Origin of the sequence: Nitratireductor sp. StC3 (genome assembly GCF_003015025.1) — a bacterium.
Lineage (GTDB): Bacteria > Pseudomonadota > Alphaproteobacteria > Rhizobiales > Rhizobiaceae > Mangrovimarina > Mangrovimarina alexandrii.
On record NZ_PYBP01000002.1, the window covers coordinates 459,440 to 481,412 of the forward strand.

The window sequence follows — 21,973 nt, forward strand, 5'->3', positions numbered from 1 at the left end:
CGGACGGCGCGGATAAGAAAAACCCCGCCGGATCGCTCCGGCGGGGTCTGGTTTCGAGCCTGGTTCGGCGAGGGCTTAGTTGTCGCCCTGCTTCTTGAGCGCGGCGCCGAGAATGTCGCCGAGCGAGGCGCCGGAATCGGTCGAGCCGAACTGGGCCACCGCCTGCTTCTCCTCGGCGATCTCCAGCGCCTTGATCGACACGTTGATCTTGCGCGTCTTCTTGTCGAACATCGTCACGCGGGCATCGACCTTCTGGCCGACGGCGAAACGCTCGGGGCGCTGCTCGTCGCGGTCGCGCGACAGGTCGGAGCGGCGGATGAAGGCCTCCAGGTCGTGATCGACCAGCTTGACCTCGATGCCGCCATCCTTGATCGCGGTGACCTCGCAGGTGACGATCGCGTTCTTGCGCAGATCGCCGGAGGCGGCCGCTTCGCCGACGGCGTCACGCGAAAGCTGCTTGATGCCGAGCGAGATGCGCTCCTTGTCGATATCGACGTCGAGCACCTGCGCCTTGACCATGTCGCCGCGATTGTACTCTTCGATCACCTGCTCGCCCGGGCGCACCCAGTCGAGATCCGACAGATGGACCATGCCGTCCACGTCGCCTTCCAGGCCGATGAACAGGCCGAACTCGGTCTTGTTCTTGACCTCGCCCTCGACGATCGCGCCGACCGGATGGCTGCTGGCAAACGCGTCCCAGGGATTTTCCAGGGTCTGCTTGAGGCCGAGCGAAATGCGGCGCTTCTGCGGATCGACCTCGAGCACCACGACGTCGACCTGCTGGGTGGTCGACAGGATCTTGCCCGGATGCACGTTCTTCTTGGTCCACGACATCTCCGAAACGTGGATCAGGCCCTCGATCCCCGGTTCCAGCTCCACGAAGGCGCCGTAATCGGTGATGTTGGTGACCGTGCCGGTGATCTTCTTGCCGAGCGGATATTTGGTGCCGATATCTTCCCACGGATCCGCCTCGAGCTGCTTCATGCCCAGCGAGATGCGGTGGGTTTCCTGGTTGATGCGGATGATCTGCACCTTGACCGTCTGGCCGATCGACAGGATCTCGGTCGGATGGTTGACCCGGCGCCATGCCATGTCGGTGACGTGCAGCAGCCCGTCGATACCGCCGAGATCGACGAAGGCGCCGTAATCGGTGATGTTCTTGACAACACCTTCCACGACCTGGCCTTCCTCGAGGTTCTGCACGATCTCCGAACGCTGCTCGGCACGGCTCTCCTCGAGCACGGTGCGGCGCGAGACGACGATGTTGCCGCGGCGGCGATCCATCTTCAGGATCTCGAAGGGCTGCGGATTGTGCATCAGCGGGGTGACGTCGCGGATCGGCCGGATGTCGACCTGGCTGCGCGGCAGGAAGGCGACGGCGCCGTCGAGATCGACCGTGAAGCCGCCCTTGACCTGGTTGAAGATGATGCCCTCGACGCGTTCGCCCTTGGAGAATTTCTCTTCCAGACGCGTCCAGCTTTCCTCGCGGCGCGCCTTGTCGCGGCTGAGCATGGCTTCACCGAGCGCGTTTTCGATCCGCTCGACATAGACCTCGACCGTGTCGCCGACATTGAGCTGGCCGTCCTTGGCCTTGGCGCCGAATTCCTTCAGCGGCACGCGGCCTTCGACCTTCAGGCCGACATCGATGATCGCCATGTCCTTCTCGATGGCGGTAACCGTGCCCTTGACGACCTGGCCTTCGCCGGCATTGGTTTCCTGGAAGGATTCTTCGAGAAGGCTCGCGAAATCGTCGCGGGTGGGATTGGATTGTGACATTGAAGCTCCTGGGTGCCCGACTGTCTGGCGGGCGGCACCGGCGGTTCGTGTTGCGTTACGCCTGTCGGCGCGCCCCGCTCTTGCGAGCAAATCGCCGCTTCTGGCGGCGGTCCGGTGCATCGGGACGCGGACGGACAATGATTGTATCGAAAGCAAAAAAGCGGATCGCCTGCCTCCCCGCATAGGGGACGAGCAGCGCGCCGCCTCGTTTCAGCTCCCGTTCCGGCCGGCAATCGCATCGTCGATGATCGCTTTTGCTGTCTGGAACGCGGTTTCTATATCCATTTCGGACGTATCGAGCAAGTGCGCATCGTCCGCCGGCCGCAGCGGCGAATCGGCCCGGCCCATGTCGCGGGCGTCGCGGCGCTCGATGTCGGCCAGGATGGCATCGTAATGGGCTCCGTCGCCGCGGTCGAGAATCTCGCGCAGGCGCCGTGTCGCGCGCACGGCGGCCGAGGCGGTGACGTAGAGTTTCACCGCCGCGTCGGGACACACCACCGTGCCGATGTCGCGCCCGTCGAGCACCGCGCCGGGCATCGCTGCCGCGAAGGCGCGCTGGGCCGCGACCAGGATGGCGCGCACGCCTGCCATCACCGCCACCTTGGAAGCGGCCTCGCCGATGGCGTGCGTCGACAGCGCTTCACGGTCGAGTTGGGCCAGGTCGATTTGCCGGGCCGCTGTTTCGGCCGCCGACACGTTGTCGAGCGGCAGGCCGTGGGCCAGCATGCGATGCGCCACGGCGCGGTAGGTCAGGCCGGTGTCGAGATGGCGCAGCCCGTAATGCGCGGCCAGCCGGCGCGCCAGCGTGCCCTTGCCGGACGCGGCCGGACCGTCGATGGCGATGACGAGCGGGGCGGACGCGCTGCTCATACCGACCTGGTGATGCCGCCGTCGATGCGCAGGTTCTGGCCGGTGATATAGGACGACCTGTCCGAGGCGAGAAACGCGATCAGTTCGGCGACCTCGTCGACCGTGCCGTAGCGGCCGGCGGGAATGCGCGCGCGGCGCTCTTCCTTCTCGGGCAGGGAATCGATGAAGCCCGGCAGCACGTTGTTCATCCGGATATTGTCGGCGGCGTAGCGATCGGCAAACAGCTTGGTGAAGGCGGCAAGCCCGGCCCGGAACACGCCCGAGGTGGGAAACGCCGCCTCGGGCTCGAAGGTGGCATAGGTGGAGATGTTGACGATCGCGCCGCCGTTTTGCGCCTGCATCACCGGCGTGACGAGACGGGTAATGCGCACGACGTTGAGCAGGTAGAACTCCATGCCGCGATGCCAGTCCTCGTCGGAGATCGCCAGCACCTCGCCCTTGGGGCCGTGGCCGGCGCCGTTTATGACCGCGTCGACGCGGCCGTAGCGCTCCATCGTCCGGTCGACGAAGCGCTTGAGGTCGTCGGGTTCGAGATTGGAGCCGGTGAAGCCGAGCCCGCCCAGTTCGCGGCCGAGCGCCTCGCCCTTGCCCGATGACGACATCACCGCCACGGCGAAGCCGGTTCCGGCGAGCTTGCGCGCCGCCGCGGCCCCCATGCCGGACCCGCCGCCGACGATCATCGCGACTTTCTGGTCACCCATCGCAGCCTTCCTTTCGCCTCACGCCACATCCGCTCCGAGCCCGGTCATCAGGTCCATGAACTCGGGAAAGCTGGTCGCGATCATCGTCCGGTCGTCGACCGCCACCGGGTTTTCGCTCGCCAGCCCCAGAACGAGGAAGCTCATCGCGATGCGGTGGTCGAGATGGGTTGCCACCGTGCCGCCGCCGAGCCCCTTGCCGTCCGGTCGGCCGCGCACGGCGAGCGTGTCGGCGCCCTCCGTGCAGTCGACGCCATTGGCCTCCAGCCCGCGCGCGACAGCGGCCAGGCGGTCGCTTTCCTTCACGCGCAATTCGTCGAGCCCCCGCATCAGCGTCTCGCCCTCGGCGAAGGCGGCCGCCACCGCCAGCACCGGATATTCGTCGATCATCGACGGCGCCCGCTCGGCCGGCACCGCGACGCCCTTGAGCTCGGATGCGCGCACGCGCAAATCGGCGACGTCCTCGCCGCCTTCCATGCGTTCGTTGAGCAGCTCGATCGAGGCGCCCATCTCGATCAACGTCGTGATCAGCCCGGTGCGGGTCGGGTTCATGAGCACGTTTTCGATCGTGATGTCGGAACCGGGCACGACCAGCGCGGCCACAAGCGGAAAGGCGGCCGAGGACGGGTCGCCCGGCACCGCGATCACCTGGCCGGTAAGCCGGCCCCGGCCTTCCACGCGGATATGGCGGGTGCCGTCGGCGTCGGTCTCGACCTCGATCGCGGCGCCGAAGCCGGCGAGCATCTTTTCGGTGTGGTCGCGGGTCATCACCGGCTCGATCACCGTCGTCACGCCCATGGCGTTGAGCCCGGCCAGAAGCACGGCCGACTTGACCTGGGCGGAGGCGACCGGAACCCGGTAGCTGATCGGCGCGGCATGTTTGGGCCCGTGCAGGGTAAGCGGCATGCGGTCCCCGTCCGCCGCCTCCAGCACCTGGACGCCCATTTGCCGCAGCGGATCGAGCACCCGGCCCATCGGCCGCTGCGACAGCGATGCGTCGCCGACGAAGCGCACGCGCATGTCGTAAGGCCCGACCAGGCCCATGGTCAGCCGCGAGCCCGTGCCCGCATTGCCGAAATCGAGCGGCGCCTCGGGCTCGAGCAGGCAGCCATTGCCGGTGCCCGTCACCACCCATTCGGCGCCGTCGCGCACGACGCGTGCGCCCATCGCCGTCATCGCCTCGCCGGTGCGCAGCACGTCCTCGCCTTCCAGCAGGCCCGAAATCCGTGTCTCGCCGGAGGCCAGGCCGCCGAACATCAGGGCACGGTGGGAAATCGACTTGTCGCCGGGCACGCGCACGCGCCCGACAAGCGCGCCGGAGCGGCGGGCGGTGGCGGGCGATTGCGTGGCGGGAGCGTTCATCGTGTGTCGATCCTGATGCGGGCATGATGCGCGATTGTCCGGCTAGGCGCCGGCGGCAAGGGCGGCGGTGTCCTATCACGGCTTTTCGCCACGGTCATCCCTGCCGGTCCGGGCCTGAAAATCAAGCGGGGCAAAGGCCGCATTTGGCTTTGACAGCACGCCAAACTGTGTTTATGGGGACCGATCTTTTTTCAGCAATGAAATGCCCGTTTCCGAGGCGTCAGGCGATGCGGCCGGCCAGAACGGGCCACATCGCGACGAGGCGCTGCCGTGGCTAAACCCGAACTAGGCACCAAACGCATTTGCCCCGAGACGGGTCGAAAATTCTACGATCTGGGCAAGGACCCGATCGTGTCCCCCTATACCGGCACCAGCTATCCGCTGTCTTATTTCGAGGCCGGCGCGGTCGTGGAGGAGGAAGAGGAGGTCGAGCAGACCGAGGTCGACACCGAGAGCGAAGAGAGCGGTGCGGAAATCGTTTCGCTTGAAGAGGCCGAGGAGGAAGAGACCGGCAAGAGCAGTGATCTTCCCGACATCGACGGCGACGATGACGACGATGTCGATCTGGGCGACGATGACGACGACGACACCTTCCTGGCGAGCGACGACGAGGACGACGATGACGTCACCGGAATCATCGGCGTCGGCGGCGAGGACGACGAGGAAACCTGACCGCCGAAAAATTCCCGCGCAGATCGCGTCCATGCGGGCTTGATCTTCGCGTCTGGCGGCGATAGAAGCCGCCAGCACTTACGCACCGACCCAAGCGGTGCGACGACCTCTTCGCCGGAAACGGCGCCGGTTTCGGCCGGAGTGTGGGGCCATAGCTCAGTTGGGAGAGCGCTTGAATGGCATTCAAGAGGTCAGGGGTTCGACTCCCCTTGGCTCCACCAATTTCACGCTGTACAGCCCGGAGACATAGGTCTCCCGTTTTCGACAATGGTTTTGTCGTTTTCTTGCAGCCTGCGGCCAGCGCCGGGACCGTCGGCGGGCCTTTGCGCGCCGCGCCGCGCTTGGCCGAATTGACCAATTTGCACATGCGTTAAAGCGCAGCGAATGGCGGCTTTGCGACAAACTCGCGCGGGCTGACGCCGAGGGTCCGTCGAAACATATAGCTGAACGCACTGGACGAGTCGTATCCCATGTCCAAGGCAACCGTTGTCACATTCTGACCGCTGGCCAAAAGCGAGACCGCATGCAAGACGCGGGCATGCCGCAGCCACCGCGACGGCGGCATCCCGGTCTCGGAGACGAAGAGACGTTCGATGGTCTTGCGGCTCGCGGGTGCGTCAGCGAGCCATGCCTCGACCGACCGAACCTTTCCCGGATCGTCAAGCGCCGCCTCGGCGAAGCCGCGAATGCGATTGTCTTGCGGCATCACCAGGGAAAGCGGCACATCCCGCGCCGACAGTATTTCGTGCCGAAGAAGCCCATAAAGGGCACGGATGTGTTTGGCCGTCCTGGCCTTGATGCCGTCGGGCATGGTCGCCCTAAACAACGCTCCGAGAAGCGGCGTCATCGCGAAGACGCGGCAAGCGCTGCCGAGCCTTTCGGCCTCATCGCGATTGACATCGACATAGCGCATCACGTTCTCGGACCCAAAGCGCAACCAGTGCTGAGCGTCTGGCGGTATCCAGACCGCCATGGCGGGGCTTAAGAGCAGAACGCGGTCCGATGTTCCCACATACATCGAACCTGAATCGGCCGAGATGAGCTGGCCGAACTCATGCGAATGCCAATCGGAATTCGCCCCTGCATCCTGCGTGTTCGTTTCACCGAGATAGGATGGTCTATCCGTTCCAAGCGGCTCACTGTTCATCAATGACGAATCCTCGATGCTAGAAGGCTAATCCTCGACGGAAAGACATAGCGCGAAGGGGTAGGCTTCGCCAGGAAACCGGACAGGGCGTGCAGCCTTTCGCATCGGACGGCAGTGCCAGATGAACAATCGCGCATTCATGACATGGTTCGCCCTGGGCCACCTCGCCAACGACTGGCCGATTGCCGCCCTTTGGCTGATCGTGCCTGCCGCCGGACTGTCCATGGGGTTGTCGCCCGTCGAGGTCGGCCTGCTCTTCACGCTGTTCAACCTGGGCGGTGCGCTGGCCTACATTCCGGCCGGCTGTCTGGCGGATCATGTCTCCAACCGTGGCCGTCTGCTGGTCGTGACGTTCTGGTGGGTTTCGATCGGGTATGGCGTGGCCGCCCTTGCACCGGGGTTCTGGAGCCTCGCCGTGTTGCTCGCGGTCGCCGGGATGGGCAACGCGGCCTGGCATCCGATCGCGACCGGCGTGCTGACGCGCGACAACAAGGACGGTCGGGCGAAGGCCTTGGGCATTCACGCCATAGGCGGGTCTTTCGCCGAGGTGCTGGCCCCATTGTCGGTCGGGTTTCTTTTGTCGGTCGTCGATTGGCGCGCTGCATTGGTCATCTCAGCGGTTCCCACCGTCCTGTGCGGGCTATGTTTTCTCAGGGTGGCGCGAGCTGTTCCGGCGGTCGAAAGCAGGACGGCCCTTCGCGAGGACCTCGCCGGCCTTATCCGGACGTGGCGGACGGGTCGCGGCCTGCGCATCGTTGCGATGATCTGCCTGTACAACATGGCATTGATCGCGCTTCTCAGCATGATCCCGCTCTACCTCACGGCGGTCCACGACCTCGCGTCGGCCAGCATTGGCATCATCTTAGCGGCGCTGCTTATCACCGGGGCGCTGGCGCAGCCGTGGGCGGGATCGCTGTCCGACCGAGCGGGGCGCGGTCCGGTCCTCGTTCTTGGCAATGGAACCGCTGCTTTCGCCGTCGCCGGCTTGGCATTCGGACCGCCCTTCTGGCTCATGATCCCGTTGATGGCAGTCGCCGTTGCCGCACTCGATGCGATCCGCGCGGCGATGTTGGCCGCCGCCGTCGATCACTCAGAGCGGAGCGAAGGCAAGACCCTGGGCCTCGCCTTTGTTCTCATGGATGGAGTCGGAGCCTTTGGGGCGGTGTTGGCCGGGATGGCGGCGGGTATCTCCTGGCAGCTCATGTTCGCACTCGCCGCCGCGTTCGCCGTGACTGCCGCGGTTCTCGGTGCGGGAAGCATGGCAAGTCGCGACCAGATCCCTTCTCGAGAGCGCGTGTCTAGAAAGAAAGGACACGCCGCCGCGAGGACTTGGAAGAACGGCTCTTAACGAGCCCGCGCCTCCTCCAGGACATGGACATGAGGAAGCGGAGACGGAAACCGCGAAGCGTTTTGGGAGCCGTAGAACAAGGCTCCTCATTCTCTGAACCGACATTGGTGGGATGGCAGCCTTGTCCTACACAGCCGCCCGTCCCGCGTCGTGTAGCGAAGGGCGGCACCGGTGGGATGAAAGACATATGTGGCCAACATGGAAGGATCATCGCGTTGCGGGCTTCCCTCGCATTGATTTTGCCGTGTTTTCCTGTCCAAAAACGGAAATCATATGTAGCAGTCTTCACATGTTTCAAGGCAGCGAACGTCGTTCGACGCCTCCGCGAAGGCCGGTGAAAGCTTGAGATGCGGCATCGGTTTCACGCCGGGCGCTTTGGTCGCCTCCCTTCCACAAGCCGGATAGGTTCGTGCGATTCGCGACAGGAAGCGCGACGAGACAATCGGCCTAGGAGCCTCACACGACGTCGATGGCGTCGAAGCGCCCGAGCCCGGTTTTGATGGAATAGAGCAGGGAAGCGAACATCTCCGTGCCCGAGACGCCGATCGCGGGTTGGTGTTTTTGGGTGCGCACCACCGATCCGTCGCGACCGACAGCCTCGACTTCGGCGATGGCGCAATCCAGATCCGGGTCGGCGACCAGCCTGCCGACGCAGCGGTCGAGCCCGACGGTCGCCAGCGCGCAGGTCACCATCGTGTTGACATTGCGCGGAAACAGGAGGGCGATCTCGCGAACGGGGCCCTCGAAGACCGTTTGCGCCCGCGCGATCGTCTCGGGCCTTATCCCGCTTACGGAAAAGTCGATGTTGAGCGGGTTCTTGCGAAAGGTGATGGTCACGTCGCGCCACATCGACCTTGATGCAACCAGGCTTGCCGCGCCGACAAGGGCGCCCGCGGGCAGGAGCAGCCGGGTGCCGTTGCGCCGCGCAGCCTCTGCCAGCGCTTCGTGGAGCTCCGCATCGGCCAGCGCCGACACCGATAGCGGCATATAGTCGGCAAAGGTCAGAAAATTCGCGCCGTGCCTGCGGGTGACGTCGGGGTGGGCGGCTTCCACGATCAGGGTCGGTCGACGTGTGGCGAAGCCGGACAGGTCGTCAAGGCGATGCGATGCATCGACGCCGGAGAGGCGTTCGGCGCGGCGTGCCCAGACAAAGGCCGGTTCGAGCCCGAGCGTTTGCCCGGCCGTGTCGGTCAGAACGTCATAGAGCTGTTTTCCGACATAACCGAAGCCGGCTATGCCGATGCGTGGGGCTTCAACGGCGTTTTGCAATCGGATCTCCTGTTTCGTCTGGCGTGGTCGGCTCCGGCAGTGCGACCGCGTCAGGCCGACCGTCTCTGGATCTTGTGGCCCGCAAGCCGACTTATCGCGGCGGTGGACGCGACGATCCCCTGTTTGCGGTACCGCAGCAGGTTGGTCTCGATTTCGCTCGGTTCGTAGCGGTAGCTGACCATCAGGCCGAAGCTGCGCGACCAGCCCTTCCGGGAGCGATCGGCCGGCCAGTGAAGCTGTTCGATCCGCGCACCGTTGCCGAGGTGGAAGCGCGCGACGCTGTCGACGGGCTGGCCGTCACCGCGCCGCGCTTCGAGCAGGTAGCGCGCGCCGCAACTCAGGATCGCGTTCTTTATGCCGTCGCCGTCATCCGCTGACGGACCGCGCTCGGCAGCGGTCTCGAGCGCGCCGACGACCGCCGCGGCCGCTTGGTCGTTCGTTTCGGCCCGCGCGCGTAGCCATTGCCGAAAACCCGGCATCGGCGAGAGTGTGACGAATGTGTCGATGTGCGGCGCACTGCGGGCGATTTCGGCGATCACGCGTTTGATCAGGGTATCGCCGAACGAAATGCCGCGCAGGCCCGGCTGGCAGTTGGAAATCGAATAAAACACCGCGCAGTTCGCATCTTCCCGGTCGAGCACGGTGCGCGACTCGTCCAACAGATCGTCGACGGCGGTCGGGATGTCCCGTGTGAGCGCGACCTCGACGAAGATCAGCGGATCGTCGGCGAGCAAGGGATGAAAGAAGGCGAAGCAGGCCCTGTCAGGCGGATCGATCCGCCGACGCAAATCGTCCCAGTCCTTGATTTCGTGCACAGCCTCGTAATTGATGATGTGCATCAGCACGTTGGCCGGGCTCGACCAGTCGATGCGTTGCAGAACGAGAAAGGCGCGGTTGAACCAGCCTGAGAGCAGGTGTGCCAGATCCGCCTCCAGCGGCGCCAGCACCGCATGGTCGTCGAGCGACGACAGCACGGTGGCGCGCATTGCGGCCAGTTCTGCGGTTCCGTCCTCCGCCTCGTTCAGGCGGCTGAAAAGCAGATGGCGCGGCGGCGTCGCTGCCGCGTGCACGGCGCGTGCCGCCTCCGGTCCTGGTTGGCGCAGGAACAGCGCAATGGTCTCCTCAAGCTTCGGCAGGGCGGGTTCCAGAACGGTCGCCAGCTGGCACAGGAAATCGAGCTTTGCCGCCTCATCGAGACTGCGATAACCGGCAAGTATGTCCTCGGCCTCCGAGCCGTCCACGGCATCGCGCTGACTGGATGCCAGCGTGACGCACCGTGCGACCAGGGCTTGCGCGCCTCCGGCCGTCACGCGGCGCCTGCGGCCGGAGGCGCGGCCGTTCATGATGGTGGCCAGAAGATAGCGCAGATTGGTCAGGTTCATCGTCGGAATCCGTGATGGCCGCCAGCGGAGAGGAGGCGGGATGACGCAGGCAATCGTGATTGAAGTACATTCAAAATTCAATACTATATTGTATATTATTGAATGAATGCGCTCCGGGCGCGTCGGTGAGAAAGGGAGGTTATTCTTGCAGGTACCGAAAACGATGAGGGTGGTCGAGATCGCGGGTTTCGGCGGTCCGGACATGCTGCGACCGGCCGAGAGGCCGGTTCCGACACCGGAGCGGGGCGATCTCCTCGTCCGGGTCGTTGGCGCAGGCGTCAATCGGCCCGACGTCGCCCAGCGCCAGGGTGTCTATCCGCCGCCGCCCGGCGCGACGGACCTGCCAGGCCTGGAAGTGGCGGGGCACGTGGTCGCCGTCGGACCCGGCACGTCGCGTCATGCCGTCGGCGATGCTGTCACCGCCCTCGCTAACGGCGGAGGCTACGCTGAATACTGTGTCGTGCCGGAACGTGCCGCCTTGCCGGTGCCCGGCGATATCGATCTGCTCACCGCCGCGGCAATCCCCGAAACCATGTTCACGGTGTGGCACAACGCGTTCGAGCGCGGCCGTTTGCAGGCTGCAGAAACCCTTCTGGTCCACGGTGGCGCAAGCGGCATCGGCACGATGGCGATCATGATGGCCAAGTGTCTGGGCGCCCGGGTGATCGTGACCGCCGGCTCGGACCAGAAATGCGGCGATTGCCTGGCACTCGGTGCCGACCATGCCGTCAACTACAAGAGCGAGGATTTTGTCGAGGCGGTCGAACGTTTTACCGACGGCCGCGGCGCCGACGTGATCGTCGACATGGTGGGCGGCGACTATCTCGAACGCAACCTCGCCGCCGTCGCGGTCGAGGGGCGGATCGTCCAGATCGCCTTTCTGGAAGGCATGAAGCCGGTTGTCGATCTGGGGTTGTTGATGCGCAAGCGCGCCAGTCTCACTGGATCCATGCTGCGCTCCCGCTCCGACGATGACAAGGCGGCGATCGCGCGCGCGGTCGAGGCGTGGGCGTGGCCGCATGTCGAGCGCGGCGCGATTCGCCCTGTGATCGACAAGGTGTTTCCGCTGGAGGCGGCGGCGCAAGCCCATGCCCGCATGGAAAGCGGCGCCCATTTCGGCAAGATCGTCCTCGAGGTCGCCTGACCGACCGTCTCGCGGACGGCTGCTGCCTATCGGTCGCCGCTTTCAGCGCTCATCCGCATGATGGCGCGGAAGGCGGCGTCCTGGCGCTGCCGGCGGCGATCGCGTTCTTCGCGCCGGTAGATCATCGCCTCGCCGAAAATCAGCGAATAAAGCAGCGTCGCCTGCGCCTCCGCGATCGCGGCGTCCGTGGTGAGCGCGGTCAACTGCCGGCGCAGATACTCGATCCGTTCGTGGTCGACCTTATGCAGCATGGCGCGAATCGCCGGCTCGCTGTGGCCCCAGTGGCGGATCGCCTGTTCGGTGCGGAAATTCACCCGACCCGAATTCGCCTCCAGGAACAGCTTGTGCAGCTTCTCCGACGGGGTGCCGCCGAGCTTTTCGACATGCTCGATCAGGGCCAGCGTCTCGCGCTCCTCCCAGGTCTGCAGGAGCTTGCGCATGAAGTCGTCGCGTCCGGAAAAGTACCAGTAGAAGCTTCCCTTGGTGATGCCGAGCTTCTTGCACAGCGCATCGAGTCTGAGCGAGCCGGGTCCCTTGCGGCCGAGTTCCCTCAGCCCGATGTCCAGCCAGTTTTCCGGTGTGACGTCGGGTTTGCGTCCGGCGTTGCTTTTTCGTCGGCGCAGATAGCGGCTGCCAGGATCGCCGCCGCCCGGATCGCGCTCTGCGGTCGTGTTGTCGTGCTTGTCCTTCAAGGCCATCTCAACCTCCGCGCGCCGTTCGTGCGCGTCTGCCTGGCGCCCAGTCGCTCATGCCGGCCACCACCGGCTCTGCGGCATCGTGAAACTTGTTCTATCAAAATCCACCGCTGCGCAAGTGTCAATTCCATACTATACGAAATGGTATTGACAGAACGATATCTCGACGGCATTCATGCATCGACAATGAGGCATGGAGGCACGATTCCGGCATGAAATTCGGAATTCCAAGAACGCTTTATGACGACGTTCATGAGCAATTCCGCGATACGGTAGTGCGCTTTATCCAGGCGGAAGTCTTGCCGCATTACGAGTCGTGGGAGGACGCCGGCCGCACGCCACGCGAGATCTGGAAGCGCGCCGGTGAGATCGGCATTCTGGGCACGAGTGTCCCGGAGGCCTATGGCGGCATGGGCGGCGACTTCCTGTTCGACGCCATCGTGCTGGAGGAACTGGGTCGTTTCGGCGTCGCCGCGCCGGCCTGGGACATGCACGCCTACATCATCGCCCCCTTCATTACCCATTTCGGGACCGAGGCCCAGAAACAGGAATGGCTGCCCAGGATGGCCGACGGCACGATGATCGCCTCGATCGGCCTGACCGAACCTGGCGGCGGCAGCGACCTGAAGGAATTGCGCACCTCCGCGGTGCGGCGCGGCGATACCTATGTCGTGAACGGCGCCAAGACCTTCATCACCAACGGCCATATCGCCGACCGGGTTCTGCTCGCCACCAAGACCGCGCCGGAAGCCGGCGCCAAAGGCGTGACGATGCTGTGGGTCGATCTCAACAGTCCCGGCATCACCCGTGGCAAGAACCTGAAAAAGATCGGCAACAAAGCGCAGGACACGGCGGAGTTGTTCTTCGACAATGTCGAGGTGCCGGCCGACTGCGTCATCGGCGGCGAGAACGAAGGTTGGCGCGTGCTGATGCACGGCCTCGTCCAGGAACGCCTCGTCGTGGCGGTTCGCTCCGCCGTCATCGCGGAGGCCGCCGTCGATCAGACCGTCGAACACGTCAAGCAGCGCAAGGCGTTCGGCAACACGGTCTTCGATTTTCAAAACACCCAGTTCAAGCTGGCCGAAATGGCCTCCGACGTCGAGGTGGCCCGCCCCTTCGTCGATCGTTGCATCACGCTTCATGCGCGCGGCGAACTCGACATGGTGACGGCGGCCAAGGCGAAGCTGTGGACAACCGAACTCGCCGATCGCGTGCTCGATGATTGCCTGCAGTTGCATGGCGGGTATGGCTATGTATGGGAGTTCCCCATCGCCAGGGCCTGGGCCGATGCGCGGGTCCACCGCATCTACGCAGGCACGAACGAGATCATGAAATACATAATCGGTCGCCAGCTCTAGGGTCGAACCCCGTCGATCTGGCCGCCTTGCGCCTGGAGGAGTTTGGCGTGGAGGAGACAAGAACGGTCGGTTCGCTTTTCGAGCGGGCCTGCCGGTTGAACGGCGAACGGGCGTTTCTGCTCGAAGACGGCCTGCGCCTGACCGGGCGTGAGGCAACACGCGCCCGCGCCAGTGCGGCCGCTGCCCTGTCTGCGAAAGCGGTCGGGCCCGGCGACACGGTCGCATTTGTCTGCGGGCCGTCCGTCGCGCATACGGTGTCGTTTTTCGCCGCGCAGCATCTTGGCGCGGTTTGCTGCTGTCTGCACGTCAAGGAAAGCGATCAGCGTATGGCAGGCACGCTGAGCGCGGTCGGGCCGCGCCTGATCGTGTGCGACGCCGACCAGGCCGAGCGCCTACGCGCGCTGCTTGCGCAAACCAATATCGCCGCACCCGTGCTTGTCGCGGGCGAACTGCTCGGGTCGGCTGTCGGTTCCAAGCAGATCCAAGCCGCGTCGCGTCGCGATGCCGACCCCGCGGTCATTCTTCTGTCCTCGGGCACGACAGGCGCTCCCAAGCAGGTGTTGCACACGCAGCGAACCGTGCTCGCCACCGCCGCGATGGCCGCGCCGGTCTATGGCGCGGAGGGACCCGACGACGGTGTCGTCATTCCCATGGCACCCTCCTTTGCCGCCTGGCTGCACACCGTGTTGCCGTTTCTTGCGATCGGCGCGAAACTCTATTTCGAAAAGGCCTTCGACGCCGCGCGTTATGCCGACATCATGGATCGCGAGGACCTGACCGTTGCAGCCATGGTGCCGACACTGTGGCGCGCGGCATTGCCGGCGCTCAGCGCCCGCACGCCGCGTCGGCTCAAGGTGGCGATGTTTTCCGGCGAGCCGGGAACGCCGGATCTGGTCGCGGCGCTCAAGCAGCTCGCCCCGCGCCTGCGCAGCGTCTACCTTTCCTCCGAAGGAGGGTGCGCCTGCGGCATCGTCGCCGATGAGGACTTGCTGGGCCGGCCCGGCATGGCGGGTGCAGCCGGCTGCGCCGTTGAAGGCGGGGCGCTGCGGGTCGTCGATGCGGTTTCCAGCGATATGACGCCGCTGCCGCCCGGCACCATCGGCGAAGTCGCAATTCGCGGCCCCTCCCTGTCGCCGGGTTATGTCGGCCAGGAGGATTTGACGGCTGAGGCCTTCCGGGCGGGATGGTGGCGCACCGGCGACCTGGGTTTTGTGGACGAGTCCGGCGTCCTGCACCTCAAGGGTCGGCTCGACAATCGCATCAATAGCGGTGGAATCAAGATTTATGCCGAAGAGGTCGAGGCGGCGCTGTTGAGCCTGGCCGAGGTGCGGGCCGTTGCCGTTGTCGGCATGCCGGACGAACGCTGGGGCGAGCGCATCGAGGCCCATGTCGTGCCGGCCGATCCCGCGACGACGGCGGCACAGATCGCCGATGCCGTGGCCCGGGCCGAGGTGCTGCCGAAGGCCATGCGGCCCAAAGCGATCCACATTCTCGACGCGTTGCCGACCGGACCGACCGGAAAGCTTTACCGCAAGGCCCTGCGCGAGCCCCGTGCTGCGACGCCGTCGGGACATTCCGCCGCGAGACCCGAAAAGAAAGGTGCTGCCTGAATGCTGGCCGATCGTATCGAGGAAAAATGGATCGACGTATTTGTCGCGCTGTTCGGCATGTGCGGGATCAAACCGGGCGACGATGTCGTCATTCTGTCCGAAACCCAGTCTCGGCAGCTCAATGTCCATCTCGCCGAACTCGCTTTGCTGCGGCTCAAGGCGCGTGCCTTCCATCTGGTGATGCCCACCCCGCCGCTGCCGGTCAAGCTGCCGATCCGCTCCACCGGCGCGTCTTTCGCCCTGCAAAGGAACGGCGTGGCCGTCGGTGCGCTGGCGCGGGCCGCCGTGGTCGTCGACCTGACGGTCGAGGGTCTGATGCATGCGCCCGAAACGCCGGAAATCCTCAAGGGCGGAGCCCGCATCATCAATATCTCCAACGAACATCCCGACGCGCTGGAACGACTGCTTCCCGACGAGGCGCTGAAGCACAAGACCCAGAGCGCCCGACGCCTCATGAAGGCGGGGCGGCGCATGCGCATCACCTCCGACGCCGGGACCGACATGACGGCCGACCTGGATGGCGCCGCCGCCGTTGGCATTCATGGCTACACCGACAAACCGGGCACGCTGGCCCACTTTCCGGGCGGCATCGCACTTGCCTTTCCTAAGGCGGGCGCCGTCAACGGTCGCCTGGTGCTCGATGCGGGCGACATCAATCTAACCTTCAAGCGCTATATCGAAAGCCGGGTGGTTCTCGATATCGAAGACGATTACGTCACCGCCATCGAGGGCAGCGGCACCGATGCCGAGTTGACCCGACGCTATATCGCGGCCTGGGGAGACCGCGAGGCCTATGCCACCTCCCATGTCGGCTTCGGGCTCAACAAGACCGCGCGCTACGAGGCGCTCGCCATGTACGACCAGCGCGATTTCAATGGCACGGAAGTGCGCGCCTATGCCGGCAACTTCCTGTTTTCGACCGGCGCGAACGAGTTCGCTGGCCGCTACACGCTTGGTCATTTCGACATCCCCGTCGGCCGCTGCACGATTGCGATCGACGGCACGGTGGTGGTCGACCGCGGAGAACTGACGGGAGAATTCGCATGAGTTCGGGCATCAGCTACAAATCCAGGGGCGTCGGCCCGGCGCTGGTCTTTCTGCACGGGGTCGGAGGCGGTGCGGAGAGCTGGGACGCGCAGCTCGCCTTTTTCGGCGATCGTTTCCGCGCGCTGGCATGGGACATGCCGGGTTACGGCGGCTCGGCGCCGGCGGCGCCTGCGGATTTTCCGCAATGGGCGGAGGCGTTGGCTGCCTGGCTCGACGAGATCGATGTCGAGCGCTGCGTTCTAGTCGGCCATTCCATCGGCGGCATGATCGCTCAGCAATTCATGACGCGCCATGCGCACCGGGTCACCCGGCTGGTCCTGTCGGCGACAAGCCCGGCCTTCGGCCGTCTCGACGGCGACTTCCAGCGCGACTTCATCCGCAGCCGGATCGGGCCGCTCGACGACGGCAAGACGATGAGCGATCTGGCCGCGCAGTTCATTCCGGGTCTGGTGGGCGCGGATGCCGACCCGGAGGGTATCCGCAATGCGGTCTCCACCATGTCGCGTGTCGCCCCGCAAACCTATCGCGACGCCATGCAGGCTCTGGTCCGCTTCGATCTGCGCGACTGGCTCGCCTCGATCGGCGTTCCGACCTTGCTGGTCGCCGGCGAGCACGACAAGGCCGCCCCCGCCAAGGTGATGGAGCGCATGGCGGAGAAGATCCCCGACGCGCGCTATGCCTGCGCGGCCGGCGCGGGTCATCTGGCCAATATGGAGCGTCCGGAGGTGTTCAACGCCATCCTGGCGGAATTCCTGGAAGCATAGAGGCCTCATTCAATACCATACCAGATGGTATTGACCGGATTATGGTTCCGTGGTCCTATCGCCTTGGAGCCAAAAACGAAGGCCCGACGCGGGCATGATAATGGAGGGGTACTGATGGACGTTTTTTCTCGGAGGACGCTTCTTGCGGCAACCGCATTGCTGGTATCGACCTTTGCCGCGCCGGCGATGGTGCAATCGGCCGCGGCCGACGAACCCAAGAAGATTGCGATCGCCAATTTCGGCCCGCACGGCACACTCGAACAGGTCGTTGACGGCTTCAAGCAGGCACTGACGGACAAGGGCTACAAGGAGGACGACGGCGTCGTCTACGAATACAGCCACGGCAATTTCGATCCGTCGCTGATCCCGCAAATATTGCGCAGCCTCGAGGCGACCTCGCCAGACCTCCTGATGACCATTACCACCCCGGTGACGCTGGCCTCCATCGATCTGATCGGCGACAAGTCTCTGCCGATCGTCTTCGGCGTCGTCACCCAGCCGGTCGCCGCTGGCGTCGTCCCCTCCTGGGACAAGGGCTCCGATCGGTATGTCGGCGCTTCCAATCTGCCGTCCATGAAGGCGGTGATCGGATTTGCGCGCGCTTTGCTCGGCGACGTGAAATCCTTCGGCATGCTCTACAATTCCGGCGACGTGAACGACGTGATCCTGCGCGACTACGCGGCATCGGTCGCCGAGGAAATGGGTCTGGAATTCCGCTCCGAAAGCGTGGAATCGCCGAACGACATTCAGCAGCGCACGATGGCGCTCGACGGGGTGGACTTCATCTACGTCATCCCCTCCAGCATGTTGCAGCCGACGGTCCCCGCGCTTGCTTCCGCCGCCGATCGCATGGAAATACCGGTCATCAGCGCCACGCCGGACGGCGTTCTGGAGCATGTCATCCTCGGCGCTTTCTCGATCTCATGGGAGAAGGTGGGCTATAATGCCGGCTTGCGCGCCGTCCAGATTCTGGAAGGTGCCAAGCCGTCCGAATTGTCAAACTACCGCCCGACCGAGGAAGACCACACCCCCTTCATCAGCGCGCGCAGGCTCAAGGATGCGGGGCTCGAACTGCCGGCCGCGCTCAAGGATTGCAACTGCGTGGTGGATTGAGCGGTATCTGACAGGATCGACGGACACATGCTGATCACCACAGGTCTCAGGAAGACGTTCAACGCGGGCACGATCAATGCCCGCACCGCCCTCGACAACGTCTCGCTCTCGCTCGACCAAGGCGATTTCGCCGTCATCATCGGTGGCAATGGTGCGGGCAAGAGCACGTTTCTCAACTCCGTTGCCGGGGAGGTGAGCGTCGATGAAGGCAGGTTGTCGATTGCAGGTCGGGACGTGACCGCCCTGCCGACGCATCGCCGCGCCGGTCTCGTCGCGCGTGTGTTCCAGGATCCGCTGGCCGGCAGCGCCGGCTCGATGACGATCGAAGAGAACATGGCGCTCGCCGCGCGTCGCGGTCTGACGTCGCGGCTGCGCTTCGCGCTTGATGGCAAGCGGCGCGAAACCTATCGCGAAATGCTGAGCGTCTTCGGGCTGGGTCTGGAAAACCGGCTGACCCACAAGGTCGAGCTCCTGTCGGGTGGCCAGCGGCAATCGCTCGCTCTGGCCATGGCCATCGTCACCACGCCCCGGCTCCTCCTGCTCGACGAACATTGCGCCGCGCTCGATCCGAAGACTGCGGACACGGTGATGCAGGCGACGCTCGCGGCGGTGGAGAACCAGCGCCTGACCGCGTTGATGGTCACCCACAACATGCAGCACGCCATCGACTACGGCAATCGCCTGGTCATGATGATGGACGGCCGCATCGTGTTCGAGGCGCGCGGCGACGACAAGAAGAACCTGACTATAGAACAGCTCGTCGATCGCTTTCATCTCGTCGACGACAAGATGCTGCTCGCCTGATCCTGCGAACTCCAATCATGACCCCGGCAATGGACATCATCAACGTCTTCTTCAACCTCATCCCGATCACGCTGCTCCAGGGTGTGATCTATGGCTTCGTCGCGCTGGGCATCATGATCCCGTTTCGGATGCTGTCCTTTCCCGACCTTACCGCCGAAGGCTCCTTCCCGCTCGGCGGCAGTGTCGCGGCCGCGGCCATCGCCGCCGGGATGCATTCGATAACGGCGACGCTGCTGGCCCTGGCCGCCGGCTTTCTCGCCGGTTGCGCGACCGCGCTCATTCACTTGAAGCTGCGGCTCAACACGCTCTTGTGCGGTATTATCGTCCTGACGATGCTGTTCAGCGTGAACATCCGCATCATGGGCAAACCCAACCAGCCGATTTTCGCCCAGGACAATCTGTTCGACATCCTGCTCGGCGAGTACGCCCGCGTGCTCCCGCTTCAGATTGGTTTGGTCGCCGTCCTGCTGGCCGCGACGACCGGCCTGCTGCTGCTGTTTTTCAAGACCGAGTTCGGCACGGCCATGCGTGCGGTCGGGGCCAATCCGCTGATGGCGCGCGCGCAGGGCATCTCGATCTGGCGCCACACCATTCTCGGCATCGGCCTTGCCGGCGGCCTGTGCGCTGTCGGCGGCGCGCTGCTAGCGCAGAACCAGAGTTTCGCCGACGTCAATATGGGTTTCGGCGTGCTGCTCAACGGATTGGCCGCGGTGATCGTCGGCGAAACCTTGGTCGGGCGTGATTCGCTCGCCCGGCAACTGCTGGCGCCGGCGGTCGGCGCGATCGCCTATTATCAGGCCATCAGCCTCGCGCTCGCTCTCGGCCTCGAACCAAGCGACCTCAAGTTCCTGACCGGCGCCTTCGTCCTTATCATGCTGGCCATTCCGCGCCTGAAGGGGCAGCGCCAGGCGGCGAGCACGCCGGCGTAGGAGCCTCTGATCACGCGGGGGCCTTGCGCCCACTCGAGGCGGCGGCGGTCCCGACCGCCAGGCAGATACGCAGTCTCGCCGTCTCGCGGTCCGCGACGAGCAGGAAACTAGCTTGGTCGCCCCGCGCTCTGGGTGCCCGGCCCATGCGCCCTGGCGCGCGTCGATTGAACGTCCGGGGCGGAGCGGCGTGCAGCCCGGCGCCGGAACGGGCGGCAGGTCTGCGACATTACCTGTCGCGTCACGGCGGCCATCGGTGCTATCCGGGCGGGCGACGATTCTATCGAAAGGACCCCGGTTTGAACGCGCATCCCGAAACGAGCTGGCCGAAACTCACCCGCGATCTGGTCGCCATCCTGCGCGGCGTCGGGCCGGGCGAGATCGAGGCGATCGGCGACGCGCTGGTCGAGGAAGGTTTCGAGGCGATCGAGGTGCCGCTCAATTCCCCCGACCCCTTGCGCTCGATCGATAAGCTTGCCGCGCGTCACGGCGCGCGCTGCCTGATCGGGGCGGGCACGGTGCTGACAGAGGCCGATTGCGGCCGCGTCGCAGATGCCGGCGGTCGGCTGATGGTGAGCCCGAATGTCGACCCGGCCGTCATCGGTGCGGCCCGCGCGCGCGGCATGGTCACCATGCCGGGCGTTTTCACGCCGACCGAGGCGCTGCGGGCGCTTGCCGCCGGCGCGTCCGGCCTGAAATTCTTTCCCGCCGGCGCGCTCGGACCGTCGGGCATTGCCGCGATCAGGGCCATCTTGCCCGCCGACGCGCTGGTCGCCGCCGTCGGCGGCGTCTCGGAGGCGAGTTTCGCCGATTATGCCCGTATAGGCGTGCGCGCCTTCGGGCTGGGCTCCGGCCTCTACAGGCCGGGCGACACAGCCGATACGGTGCGTGACCGCGCCAGGCGGGCCGTGGCGGCCTACGACGCGGTCTATGCCCGGAACTGAACGGCTACGCTGACCCTCAGCCGCTGAAGGCGAAGGCGCGCTGCGGATTCTCGACCAGGAATTTGTGCACCAGCGCCTCGCCGTCGAAACCGGCCTCGCCGGCTTCCTCGATGAAACGCGGCACCCATTTCTCCAGGATGTAGCCCATGCCGAGCCCGCCTTGCCCGTAGCTGGCGAACATGGTGCGCCGGGCGATGTCGCCGCCGACGAGAACCTGGTCGGCATGGCCGTGGCGGACGAGGTCGAGGATGCAGCGCGTGCGCACGTCCTCGGGATAATATTTGACCCGGGTGATGCCGTCGAAGGAGAAAAAGGCGCCGCTATCGGCGACCTTGCGGTGCAGCCAGGCGTCGGGATTGCGGTCGAGATGGGCGATCGTCAGCCGGGCCGGATCGACGCCTTCCTGCCTGACGAGATCGAGCTGCTCGAGCGCCATCGTGCCGAGCTCGGTGTGCGAATGGATCGGCGCGCCGGTCTGCTTGTGCGCGTCGAGAACGGCGAGCAGCACCTTGGTCTCGGCCTCGCTCATCGTGTTGTAGCCGGTGCCGAACTTGACCACGCCGCCCTTGATGTCGGTGCCGTCCATGCCCTCGGTGACCTCGGCGACGACATGGCGGGCGAGCTCGGCGCGGCTCTTTGCTGCGATCCATTGGGCAAACGTCGCGCCGGTGCCGGGCATCGTGCCGGGCCACATGATCGCCTTGTTGAAGCCCGCCGTGGCGATCACCTGCACGCCGGCCGCCTTGGCGATGCGCTTGACCGTACCGACGTCGCGACCGTAATCGATCGCGGTCGCGTCGTAGATCGTGCGCCCGCCCGCCTTGGCGAAGAGTTCCAGTTCGGCCTGCGACGCTTCGGGACTGTCGAGCAACAGGTCGACGTCGCCCTTTTCCTTCCACAGCGCCGGAATGCAGTAAATATGGTCGTGGGCATAGGTTACGCCCATCTCGGTCGGATCGATATCGCCGTCCACGGTTCGTACAAAACCCATCTTGTCGCTCCGTATGAAAATGATTTTCATACCGATTATATCAAGAAAATCAC

At 65.0% G+C, this 21,973-nt stretch carries 20 protein-coding genes and 1 tRNA gene; 12 read left to right on the plus strand and 9 right to left on the minus strand.

What is annotated here, in order from left to right; translation table 11 throughout:
* Nucleotides 1-75 precede the first annotated feature (75 nt).
* From rpsA to aroA, 4 genes are all read right to left on the minus strand, one after another.
* Nucleotides 76-1,776, minus strand: coding sequence for a 30S ribosomal protein S1 (rpsA, locus tag C7T96_RS06750; protein WP_106570398.1), 1,701 nt, complete (start codon nt 1,774-1,776; stop codon nt 76-78).
* 210 nt (nt 1,777-1,986) lie between these two features.
* Nucleotides 1,987-2,646: a (d)CMP kinase gene (cmk, locus tag C7T96_RS06755; protein ID WP_106570399.1), complete on the minus strand. Its 660-nt coding sequence runs from the start codon at nt 2,644-2,646 to the stop codon at nt 1,987-1,989.
* Nucleotides 2,643-3,347, minus strand: coding sequence for an SDR family oxidoreductase (locus tag C7T96_RS06760; protein WP_106570400.1), 705 nt, complete (start codon nt 3,345-3,347; stop codon nt 2,643-2,645). Before C7T96_RS06760 ends, cmk begins: the two co-directional genes overlap by 4 nt.
* A gap of 18 nt (nt 3,348-3,365) precedes the next feature.
* A complete protein-coding gene (gene aroA, locus C7T96_RS06765; RefSeq protein WP_106570401.1) occupies nt 3,366-4,706 on the minus strand; it encodes a 3-phosphoshikimate 1-carboxyvinyltransferase in 1,341 nt (446 codons plus the stop codon).
* Between the two features lie 270 nt (nt 4,707-4,976).
* Here aroA and C7T96_RS06770 point away from each other — a divergent pair, with 270 nt between their 5' ends.
* Nucleotides 4,977-5,378 carry a TIGR02300 family protein gene (locus C7T96_RS06770; protein ID WP_106570402.1) on the plus strand — a complete coding sequence of 134 codons (402 nt, stop codon included), beginning with the start codon at nt 4,977-4,979 and terminating at the stop codon, nt 5,376-5,378.
* Between the two features lie 145 nt (nt 5,379-5,523).
* Nucleotides 5,524-5,599, plus strand: a tRNA-Ala gene (locus tag C7T96_RS06775).
* A 149-nt stretch (nt 5,600-5,748) separates the two neighbouring features.
* On the opposite strand, the gene C7T96_RS06780 is transcribed toward C7T96_RS06775, so the two are convergent.
* The gene (locus tag C7T96_RS06780; protein WP_106570403.1) at nt 5,749-6,525 is read right to left on the minus strand and encodes a helix-turn-helix transcriptional regulator; all 777 of its coding nucleotides are present in this window, start codon (nt 6,523-6,525) and stop codon (nt 5,749-5,751) included.
* A gap of 121 nt (nt 6,526-6,646) precedes the next feature.
* Between C7T96_RS06780 and C7T96_RS06785 the strand changes: the two genes are divergently transcribed.
* Entirely contained in the window at nt 6,647-7,873 is a 1,227-nt protein-coding gene (locus tag C7T96_RS06785; protein WP_106570404.1) for an MFS transporter, read from the plus strand.
* Between the two features lie 456 nt (nt 7,874-8,329).
* On the opposite strand, the gene C7T96_RS06790 is transcribed toward C7T96_RS06785, so the two are convergent.
* Nucleotides 8,330-9,142 (minus strand): aspartate dehydrogenase domain-containing protein, encoded by an 813-nt coding sequence (locus tag C7T96_RS06790; protein WP_106570405.1) that lies wholly within the window; start codon nt 9,140-9,142, stop codon nt 8,330-8,332.
* Between the two features lie 50 nt (nt 9,143-9,192).
* Nucleotides 9,193-10,728 (minus strand): malonyl-CoA decarboxylase family protein, encoded by a 1,536-nt coding sequence (locus C7T96_RS06795; RefSeq protein WP_106570406.1) that lies wholly within the window; start codon nt 10,726-10,728, stop codon nt 9,193-9,195.
* On the opposite strand from C7T96_RS06795, the gene C7T96_RS06800 reads away from it, so the two are divergent.
* Nucleotides 10,688-11,668: an NAD(P)H-quinone oxidoreductase gene (locus C7T96_RS06800; protein ID WP_106570407.1), complete on the plus strand. Its 981-nt coding sequence runs from the start codon at nt 10,688-10,690 to the stop codon at nt 11,666-11,668. The two genes, C7T96_RS06795 and C7T96_RS06800, sit on opposite strands and share 41 nt — an antisense overlap.
* 26 nt (nt 11,669-11,694) lie before the next feature.
* Here the strand turns inward: C7T96_RS06800 and C7T96_RS06805 are convergent, their stop codons facing one another.
* On the minus strand, nt 11,695-12,366 hold the full coding sequence (locus C7T96_RS06805) for a TetR/AcrR family transcriptional regulator (protein ID WP_106570408.1): 672 nt from the start codon (nt 12,364-12,366) through the stop codon (nt 11,695-11,697).
* 209 nt (nt 12,367-12,575) lie between these two features.
* Between C7T96_RS06805 and C7T96_RS06810 the strand changes: the two genes are divergently transcribed.
* The 8 genes from C7T96_RS06810 (at nt 12,576) to C7T96_RS06845 (ending at nt 20,929) form a co-directional block, all read left to right on the plus strand.
* Entirely contained in the window at nt 12,576-13,721 is a 1,146-nt protein-coding gene (locus C7T96_RS06810) for an acyl-CoA dehydrogenase family protein (protein ID WP_106570409.1), read from the plus strand.
* A gap of 47 nt (nt 13,722-13,768) precedes the next feature.
* Nucleotides 13,769-15,331, plus strand: a complete 1,563-nt coding sequence (locus tag C7T96_RS06815) for a class I adenylate-forming enzyme family protein (RefSeq protein ID WP_158264316.1) — start codon at nt 13,769-13,771, stop codon at nt 15,329-15,331.
* A complete protein-coding gene (locus C7T96_RS06820) occupies nt 15,332-16,378 on the plus strand; it encodes a peptidase M29 (protein WP_106570411.1) in 1,047 nt (348 codons plus the stop codon).
* Nucleotides 16,375-17,142 (plus strand): alpha/beta fold hydrolase, encoded by a 768-nt coding sequence (locus C7T96_RS06825; RefSeq protein ID WP_106570412.1) that lies wholly within the window; start codon nt 16,375-16,377, stop codon nt 17,140-17,142. The genes C7T96_RS06820 and C7T96_RS06825 overlap by 4 nt, the downstream gene beginning before the upstream one ends.
* 114 nt (nt 17,143-17,256) lie before the next feature.
* Nucleotides 17,257-18,255, plus strand: coding sequence for an ABC transporter substrate-binding protein (locus C7T96_RS06830; RefSeq protein ID WP_158264317.1), 999 nt, complete (start codon nt 17,257-17,259; stop codon nt 18,253-18,255).
* A gap of 27 nt (nt 18,256-18,282) precedes the next feature.
* Nucleotides 18,283-19,059: an ATP-binding cassette domain-containing protein gene (locus tag C7T96_RS06835; RefSeq protein ID WP_106570414.1), complete on the plus strand. Its 777-nt coding sequence runs from the start codon at nt 18,283-18,285 to the stop codon at nt 19,057-19,059.
* 17 nt (nt 19,060-19,076) lie between these two features.
* Nucleotides 19,077-19,988, plus strand: a complete 912-nt coding sequence (locus C7T96_RS06840; RefSeq protein ID WP_245414080.1) for an ABC transporter permease — start codon at nt 19,077-19,079, stop codon at nt 19,986-19,988.
* Nucleotides 19,989-20,284: 296 nt separating this feature from the next.
* Nucleotides 20,285-20,929 carry a 2-dehydro-3-deoxy-6-phosphogalactonate aldolase gene (locus C7T96_RS06845; protein WP_245414081.1) on the plus strand — a complete coding sequence of 215 codons (645 nt, stop codon included), beginning with the start codon at nt 20,285-20,287 and terminating at the stop codon, nt 20,927-20,929.
* 16 nt (nt 20,930-20,945) lie between these two features.
* Here the strand turns inward: C7T96_RS06845 and C7T96_RS06850 are convergent, their stop codons facing one another.
* Nucleotides 20,946-21,920 (minus strand): phosphotriesterase, encoded by a 975-nt coding sequence (locus C7T96_RS06850; protein WP_106570536.1) that lies wholly within the window; start codon nt 21,918-21,920, stop codon nt 20,946-20,948.
* Between the last annotated feature and the right edge of the window lie 53 nt (nt 21,921-21,973).